The 1,570-nt window shown below is 59.6% G+C and carries 1 protein-coding gene; it reads left to right on the plus strand.

Going from position 1 to position 1,570, the window contains the following annotated elements:
- Positions 1-71: 71 nt before the first annotated feature.
- A complete protein-coding gene (locus HNE04_RS27790) occupies positions 72-1,463 on the plus strand; it encodes a transposase (protein ID WP_172227136.1) in 1,392 nt (463 codons plus the stop codon).
- Positions 1,464-1,570: the final 107 nt, after the last annotated feature.

The following is a 1,570-nucleotide window of genomic DNA, read 5'->3' on the forward strand; positions in this document are numbered from 1 at the left end:
CTATTGTGTTGAAAAACTCCTGCTGACCTTCTAGATTTAGGCCACGACCAACTCGAGGGGTGGAGTGGGCCATGATGGGAAACCAAGGCGCGAGCCAAGCGCCGTTGTTCTACGCGTTCAATCTGGAAGACCATGTACCGCGGGATCATTTGCTGCGGGGTATAGGGCGCTTCTTGGACTTGAGCGATCTGCGCCGCCACCTGGCGCCCTTCTACAGTCACACGGGCCGGCCATCGATCGACCCCGAGCTGATGATCCGGATGTTGGTCATTGGCTATTGCTTTGGGATCCGCTCTGAGCGGCGCCTGTGCGAGGAGGTTCACTTGAACCTGGCCTACCGCTGGTTCTGCCGCCTGGGTCTGGAGGATCGCATTCCCGATCACTCCACTTTCTCCAAGAACCGGCATGGCCGGTTTCGCCAGAGCGATGCATTTCGCCACGTCTTTGAGACCGTGTTGCGCCGCTGCATGAATGAAGGGCTGGTTGCAGGCGAAGGCTTCGCCATCGATGCCAGTGTGATCAAGGCGGATGCGAACCGGACACGAGGTGTGCCGGACGGCGAGGGTTTCGACTGGGCTCAGGGTGATGGCCCGACCCGTGCAGTGCGGGAGTATCTGTCGGCACTGGATGCGGGCAACCCGACAGATGACCCATCCGAACCACCGACTGCGCCACCGAATCCACCCAAGAACATTTCGCTGACCGATCCGGCGGCACGCTGGACGGCCGCTCCGGGTGGCCCCGCGTTCTACGCGTACTCGACCAACTACCTGATCGATCTCGACGCCGGGATCATCGTGGATGTGGAGGCAACGCCAGCGCACAGGACAGAAGAAGTCGATTCAACAAAGACCATGATCGAGCGCGTCGAAAAGCGATTCGATCTCAAGCCAAAACGTCTGGTGGGCGATACGGCCTATGGCGCAGCTCCGATGCTCAACTGGATCGTCAATGACAAGCAGATCGAGCCGCACATCCCGGTGTGGGAGAAGGCGCAGCGCGATGACGGCACCTTCAGCCGTTCGGACTTCCAGTTCAACGAGCAGAGCAACAGCTACGAATGTCCCGGCGGCAAGGAGCTGACCACGACCGGACGGCCAACCTCCGAGAGCACAGTGCTGTTTCGCGCCAAGAATGAGGATTGCGCTGGCTGTGCCCACAAGCAACGCTGCTGCCCGAACACGCCGCATCGCAGGATTGCCCGCAGCATCTACGAAGGTGCGCGCGATGTCGCGCGTACTGTATGCACAACGCCGGCCTATGAGCAGTCGCGCAAGGAAAGAAAGAAGGTGGAGATGCTATTTGCGCACCTCAAACGCATCTTGAAGCTCGATCGGCTGCGACTGCGGGGCCTAAATGGTGCGCGAGACGAGTTCCTGATGGCCGCGGCCGTCCAAAACTTGCGAAGAATGGCTAAGTGGCTCGCCCCGAAGGCAGAAAACGGAAGGCTGATACCTGTATGAAAGTGCGAGGATGACCTCGAACTGATCAGGCGCTTCTGCATTGACTCAATCAAGCGCCGCGAAGGCGCTACCGCGCGCAGCCAAAAGCGAGTTCTTCAACACAATAG

The organism is Caenimonas soli, from assembly GCF_013155545.1.
GTDB classification, from domain to species: Bacteria; Pseudomonadota; Gammaproteobacteria; order Burkholderiales; family Burkholderiaceae_C; genus Ramlibacter; species Ramlibacter soli.

Excerpts from the sequence above, each read along its gene's own strand:
- HNE04_RS27790 (WP_172227136.1), top strand. The coding sequence starts at position 72 with ATGATGGGAAACCAAGGCGCGAGCCAAGCGCCGTTGTTCTACGCGTTC.